This is a genomic window from Intrasporangium sp. (assembly GCF_030452765.1).
Classification (GTDB): domain Bacteria; phylum Actinomycetota; class Actinomycetes; order Actinomycetales; family Dermatophilaceae; genus Intrasporangium_A.
In genome coordinates this window covers 1-5,153 of record NZ_JAKDLO010000250.1, presented here as the reverse complement: position 1 = coordinate 5,153, position 5,153 = coordinate 1, and the positions used below count along the sequence as shown (strand labels likewise).

6 protein-coding genes and 1 pseudogene are annotated in these 5,153 nt (G+C 70.3%); 3 read left to right on the top strand and 4 right to left on the bottom strand.

Translation table 11 applies throughout. From position 1 onward, the window contains the following. Positions 1-347: pseudogene (locus L0H79_RS20550) on the top strand (glutamate--cysteine ligase); the annotation flags it as partial. A gap of 65 nt (positions 348-412) precedes the next feature. Here the strand turns inward: L0H79_RS20550 and L0H79_RS20545 are convergent. Together L0H79_RS20545 and L0H79_RS20540 are read right to left on the bottom strand one after the other, a co-directional pair. Then, positions 413-1,042, bottom strand: coding sequence for a histidine phosphatase family protein (locus tag L0H79_RS20545; protein ID WP_301486501.1), 630 nt, complete (start codon positions 1,040-1,042; stop codon positions 413-415). Between the two features lie 78 nt (positions 1,043-1,120). Further along, positions 1,121-2,287, bottom strand: a complete 1,167-nt coding sequence (locus L0H79_RS20540; RefSeq protein WP_301486500.1) for an amidohydrolase family protein — start codon at positions 2,285-2,287, stop codon at positions 1,121-1,123. A 110-nt stretch (positions 2,288-2,397) separates the two neighbouring features. Between L0H79_RS20540 and L0H79_RS20535 the strand changes: the two genes are divergently transcribed. Continuing rightward, positions 2,398-3,291: a PhzF family phenazine biosynthesis protein gene (locus tag L0H79_RS20535; protein ID WP_301486499.1), complete on the top strand. Its 894-nt coding sequence runs from the start codon at positions 2,398-2,400 to the stop codon at positions 3,289-3,291. Positions 3,292-3,470: 179 nt separating this feature from the next. Here the strand turns inward: L0H79_RS20535 and L0H79_RS20530 are convergent, their stop codons facing one another. Both L0H79_RS20530 and L0H79_RS20525 read right to left on the bottom strand, forming a co-directional pair. Then, a complete protein-coding gene (locus tag L0H79_RS20530) occupies positions 3,471-4,226 on the bottom strand; it encodes an RNA methyltransferase (protein WP_301486498.1) in 756 nt (251 codons plus the stop codon). Positions 4,227-4,230: 4 nt separating this feature from the next. Next, complete coding sequence (locus L0H79_RS20525; RefSeq protein ID WP_301486497.1) at positions 4,231-4,707, bottom strand: NUDIX hydrolase; 477 nt, start codon at positions 4,705-4,707, stop codon at positions 4,231-4,233. Between the two features lie 148 nt (positions 4,708-4,855). Between L0H79_RS20525 and L0H79_RS20520 the strand changes: the two genes are divergently transcribed. Continuing rightward, on the top strand, positions 4,856-5,153 hold a 298-nt coding region (locus L0H79_RS20520), incomplete at its 3' end, for an LLM class flavin-dependent oxidoreductase (RefSeq protein WP_301486496.1).

The following is a 5,153-nucleotide window of genomic DNA, read 5'->3' as shown; positions in this document are numbered from 1 at the left end:
CCAACTTCGAGGAGGGCGCCCGGCTCGGCATCGACGCTCGCGCGTTCTGGCCCGGCTTCGGCGACGTGCCGGCGAGCGAGCTCGTGCTGCGCCGACTGCTGCCGATGGCGCACGAGGGACTCGAGAAGTGGGGGGTCTCGCAAGCCGTACGCGACCGGTTCTTGACGATCATCGAGCAGCGCTGCCTCAAGGGCGTCAACGGCGCCTCGTGGCAGACCGCCTGCGTCGAGCGCCTCGAGGCGCGCGGGCTGACTCGTGACAAGGCCCTGCGTGAGATGCTGCGGCACTACATCGAGGGCATGAGCGCCAACGAGCCGGTGCACAACTGGGACCTGCCCCGCGACTGAAACCGGCGCACCAGCGGCCTCGGCTCCTCTCGGAGCCGAGGCCGGTTCGGCGTCACGTCGGCCGCTCAGAAGTCCTGCATGAGGCGCCACGGCGAAAGGTTGAACATCCCGATGCACCGGGTGTTGCGGTGGTGGCTCAGCACACTCATCGACCCGGCATCCAGAATGAGCTGGCTGCCGAACCGCGGACCGATGCGCAGGTAGGTCGCGGTCAGCACGCGGAGGGCGTGACCGTGACCGAAGAGGGCGACGTCACCGTTCGAGAGGTCGGGCCACACCTTGTCGATCACCTGCTGGGCCCGGTGGCCCACTTCGTCGATCGTCTCACCCGGGGTGTCACCGGCAACGACGCCGTCGACGAACACCTCCCACGGGTGACCGATCTGAGCGCTGATCTCCTTCGTGGTGACGCCCTCATAGCCTCCGTAGTCCCACTCGCGAAGCAGCGGCTCGACCTCGAAGTCACCCAGGCCCGCCAGCTCGGCGGTGCGCTTGGCCCGCTGCAGCGGCGAGACGAGCACGCGCTCGAAGTGATGGTGCTTCAGCACGTCCGCGAGCTCACGAGCCGCCTGTTCGCCCTCGGGTAGCAACGGCAGATCGGTCGTGCCGGTGTGCTGGCCGCTCAGCGACCACTCCGTCTCGCCGTGCCGAAAGAGGTAGATGTTGCCGGGGACGACGCCGTCGGGTTTGGCCATGTCGTCAATCTAGTGCTCGCGCACCGTGCGGGCGATGCCAGACTTTCCAGCCGCTCTGAACGGGCCGTTCCGCACGGGTCAGCCGTGTCCCCCGACGTCGACGCCGCCCCTCAGTACGAGAACGGGACGCCGGATCGCGTCGAGGTCGGTCTCGACGAGACCATCGACGACGAGCAGGTCGGCCGGAAGACCCGGGCGCACTCGCCCGGCCTGCCGCTCGATTCCGAGCGCGTCCGCGGCGAGCGACGTGCACGTGGCGAGTGCCCCTTCGACGGGCATCCCGAGGAGGTGGACGGCTTGGGAAACGGCGTACACGAGGCAGTCGTGCGGCTTCGTCGGGGAGATGCCGGCGTCGGTCGACATGATGCACCGGGCCCCCGCGTCACGCAGTCCTCGGACATGGGCGACGAGAGCGGGAAGGCGTGCGGCCACGATCGGGTCGGCCGGGCCGGGCGCGATGCCTGCCGTGATCGACACGGTGATACCGGATGCCGCCACCACCGCGACGAGCTCAGCATCCTGGTCGATCCCCTCGTCGGTCATGAACGAGCAGTGCTCGATGGAGTCGACCCGTGCCTCCACCGCGGCAGCCACCCCGCCTCGGCCGTGCGCGTGTGCAGCGACCGGCAGACCTACCGCGCGGGCGGCCACGACCACCGCCTTCAGCTCTTCGGCCCCGAACTGGGTGTCGCCCGGTGACGAACCGGGCGTCACCTGACCGCCGGTGGCCATGATCTTGATGACATCCACCCCGGCGGCCGCCTGGCGGGCGACCTCGGCGAGGAGGTCCTCGACGGTCGCGCATTCAGCACCGAGGAAGTGGCAGTGCCCTCCCGGGGTCGTGAGCGGGGGACCCGACACGATCAGCGTCGGGCCGGCCGTCAGGTCCTGCGCACACTCATCACGCAGGTCGAGCATGACGCGGCCACGACTCCCGAGGTCGCGCACCGTGGTGATGCCCGCCTCGAGAGCACGACGCGCGTTCGCCCGGGCGCACTCGAGCAGCGCCACGTCGTCGTGTTCGCGGTGCCAGGCCAGGGGGTCCACGGAGCAGTCCCACGCCAGGTGCTGGTGGGCGTCGATCAGCCCGGGCAGCACCGTCGCGTCGCCGAAGTCGTCAAGGGGTGCACTGGCGTGATCACTTGGAGGTCCGACCGCCACGACGGTCGGGCCGTCGATGACGATGTCAGCAGCGCCGATGAAGCGCTCACCGTCGAAGACCTGCCTGGCCCGCACCGCGCGCATCGCCGCTCCCCACTGACAGGCTGGATGACTGCACTGTCCTCCCGTGCGTTCAAGGTGGTCAAGGGAGTTGAGGCCGCCGACATCGCGAGCCCAGCAGGCACACTGTGGTCATGGACCTGCCGTTTCGCCTGCTCAACGTCTTCGGTATCGAGGGTGACCCGTTCTCGGGCAACCCCCTCGCCGTCTTCCCGGATGCCGCAGAGCTGTCGGGTGCCCAGATGCAGTCGTGGGCCCGGCAGCTGAACCTCAGCGAGACGACGTTCGTCACGGCCGTGGACCGGCACGCCTGCTCGGCCGACGTGCGCATCTTCACACCGTCGTACGAGATGCCCTTCGCCGGACACCCCACCCTCGGCACGGCGCATGTCGTGGCCGGCCTGATCGGTGGCCTGCTCGACTCAGCAGAGCCGGGCTCGAGAGCCGCCCTGCCCGATGCCCTCTCGCTCTCGATGCCTGCCGGTCGCATCCCGGTGCGCCGGGTCGGCCCGACCTGGCGCCTGAGCGCAGGGACCCCGAGCTTTCGCAGCCCCTCGTTCACCCGCGACGAACTGGCCCGCACGCTGGGGCTACCGGTCGAGGCGGTCGCGGCCGGTGGCACTCGGCTGGTGAACGTGGGGGTCGAGCAGGCCATGGTTCGGCTCGAGAGCGCCGAAGCAGTGCGGGCCTGCTCGCCCGACATCGCGTTGATGTACCAGCACCTTGGTGGTGTCGGCCCGGCGCCGCACGTGTACGTCTGGGCCTACACCGGTGAGGCGACCGTGGAGGCGCGCCTGTTCGCGGCCGGCGATGGCTCGCTCGACGAGGACCCCGCCACCGGCTCGGCCTGCTCCAACCTCGGCGGTTGGCTCGTCGGTGAGGGGGCCCGCGGCATCCGGATCGAGGTGTCGCAGGGCGCGGCGGTCGGTCGGCCCTCGAGACTGGAGCTGACCGTCGACGACGACGGCGGCATCCACGTGGCGGGCCGGGTGGCCGAGGTCGGCGTGGGCACCATGCACGTCGGCTGAGCCGCACCTCGACCCCCGGACCTCCTGAGCCCGAGACCCTCACCAACACACCGAGTAATCGTGAACACACCGGGTAGCTGCCCGGTGGGTTGAGGACTACTTGGTGTGTTGCGGAGGGGGGGCGGGGGTAGCGAGACGGTGCTGACCCCTCACCAGTCAACGAGGCCGGACCGCGCCGGTCAGAGTCGGGCTCGGCGCACCAGCTCGAAGCAGACGACGGCGGCGGCCGCCGACACGTTGAGCGACTCGACGCCGGCGGCCATCGGGATCGAGACCCAGGTGTCGACGAGGGCTGCCACCTCGGGGCCGAGGCCCTCGCTCTCACTGCCGAGCACGAACGCCACCGGCTCGGGCAGGTGCGCCGAGAAGAGGTCGTCGTCGCCGGAGGCATCGAGGCCGACGACGTGGAAACCGTTCGCCTTGAGGGCGGCCACGGCTTCCGCGGCGGTGAACGCCTTGACGATGGGGGCGCGGAAGGCCACCCCGGCCGAGGCCTTGACCACCAGCGGGTCGAGCGACGCCACTCCCCGCCGTGGCACGACGATGCCGTCGATGCCGGCCGCCGTGGCCGATCGCAGGATCATCCCGACGTTGGCCGGCGTCGTGATGCCGTCGAGCACGAGCACCGTGCGCATCGTCTGCTGGTCGAGAGCGACGTCGAGGGGCAGCATCCGGGGGGCCACCACGTCGGCGAAGACGCCCTGGTCCTGGCGCCCGTTGCCGGCCAGCTTCTTGACCCGTTCGGCGCTCGCCTGCTGCACCTCGATGCCCCGACGGCGGGCCGCCTGCCGGATCTCCCGGATGCCGGCGCCGTGCGCGCCCTCGGCGATCACGATCTTGTCGACGTGCAGGTCACCGTCGCGCAGCACCTCGTGCACGGGGTTGCGGCCGTAGACGGTGATGAACCGGTCCTTCGGCGAGATCTCGGCGCTCACCGCGTCAGGATGTCACAGCGAGGTCGATCAGCTGCAGATGCTCCGGGCGCAGCCGGCGGCGCGCCTCGGCGAGGTCGACGAACTCGGCGGCCAGCACCTCGGTGCCGTCAGGCCGGGGTACGGCCTGCCCTGGTGCTCGGCCCGAGAGCAGCACCTCGATGCGAGGCCCCCGTCGTGCAGCCGGCACCGGGGCCACGCGCACGACACGCACGTCGGTCACCGTGAGCCCGGTCTCCTCCCGGACCTCTCTGGTCAGGCCCTGCTCCCAGGTCTCGCCGACCGCGGCCCAACCCGACGGCAGACCGCAGGGGTTGCCCATCCAGTAGCGGTGCACCTGCACGAGCACGCGCCCGTCGTCGTCGATCACGACGCCGGTGAGGCCCACGAGGAAGGTCGACTCGCGCCAGCGCAGCACCCGCCACTGCCACCGTCCGCCGAGGCGTCGCCAGACGGCGGTCGCAAGTCGGTGCACGGCTGACATGGGAACACCCTGCCAGACGTGACGCCATCGGCTGCCGGCCCCTGCTGGTGATCGGCGCAGCTGAGCGCCGCTGACTCATGGTCGGGAATGCGCAGCCGCGTCCTCGGGTTCTATGGTTGAATTCTCAATCAAATAGGAGCTGAGAGACATGCAGTTCGGCATCTTCACCGTCGGCGACGTGACCACGGACCCCACCACCGGAGTCACGCCCACCGAGCACGAGCGCATCGCAAACACGGTAGCGATCGCCAAGAAGGCCGAGGAGGTCGGCCTCGACGTCTTCGCGACGGGGGAGCACCACAACCCGCCGTTCGTGCCGTCGGCGCCGACCACGACCTTGGCCTACATCGCGGCGCAGACCGAGCGGATCCTGCTGTCGACCTCGACCACCCTCATCACGACCACCGACCCGGTGCGCATCGCCGAGGACTACGCGACGCTGCAGC

Excerpts from the sequence above, each read along its gene's own strand:
- L0H79_RS20545 (WP_301486501.1), bottom strand. The coding sequence starts at position 1,042 with ATGGCCAAACCCGACGGCGTCGTCCCCGGCAACATCTACCTCTTTCGG.
- L0H79_RS20540 (WP_301486500.1), bottom strand. The coding sequence starts at position 2,287 with ATGCGCGCGGTGCGGGCCAGGCAGGTCTTCGACGGTGAGCGCTTCATC.
- L0H79_RS20535 (WP_301486499.1), top strand. The coding sequence starts at position 2,398 with ATGGACCTGCCGTTTCGCCTGCTCAACGTCTTCGGTATCGAGGGTGAC.
- L0H79_RS20525 (WP_301486497.1), bottom strand. The coding sequence starts at position 4,707 with ATGTCAGCCGTGCACCGACTTGCGACCGCCGTCTGGCGACGCCTCGGC.